This is a genomic window from Pseudomonas sp. AC463 (genome assembly GCF_979253585.1).
Window position 1 is genome coordinate 1 of record NZ_CEEDDZ010000061.1, and the last position, 657, is coordinate 657.

1 protein-coding gene is annotated in these 657 nt (G+C 63.9%); it reads right to left on the reverse strand.

Annotation, left to right across the window (positions count from 1 at the left end; genetic code table 11):
- Window positions 1–657 (reverse strand): DNA cytosine methyltransferase (locus AC0IYH_RS29070; protein ID WP_471837466.1); only part of this gene is annotated, 657 nt, incomplete at both ends.

The following is a 657-nucleotide window of genomic DNA, read 5'->3' on the forward strand; positions in this document are numbered from 1 at the left end:
TCGTTGCGCGGGGCACATGGATAGGGCTCGCCGTCGACGCATCCGCCCTCCGGCACCGGAGGGAGGTCGCCGCATGCGTCGTCGAAGCCGACGTGCTTGAGGACTTCGCCCTGCTTCCCGTGGCCGATGCGCGAAAGGTGGGCGAACGGTAGCGAGAAGTTCTTCCAGAGATCGGGGTTGCCGTGGGTCGCGGCCGGGAAGCAGATTTCGCTTCCGGTACGGTTTCCGACGAATACGAGCCGCCTGCGCAGCTGGGGAACGCCGAAGTCGGCCGCCAGCAGGATCATCGGGACGATGGTATAGCCGATCTCGCGGAACGCCTTGACGATGTCGAGAGCGACCTTGCCGTTCTCATAAAGGAGCAGACCTGGGACGTTCTCGAACACGATCCACTTCGGCTGCAGGAGATCGACGATGCCGATGTAGTTCAGGAACAGACGGTTCCGTGGATCCGCCTCGTCGCGCCCGCTGGATTTGCTGAGCCCGCCCGATGTGCTGAAGCCCTGACACGAAGGACCGCCGACGATGACGTCGACGTCCCCGTCCACGTACGCGTCGATGTCGGAGAAGTCGGTGAGCCGCAGATCGCGCAGCATCCCCGGAGCGTTCGGGAAGTTGCGCGTGAACGTCGCGATGGCATGCTTGGAGAAGTCGACG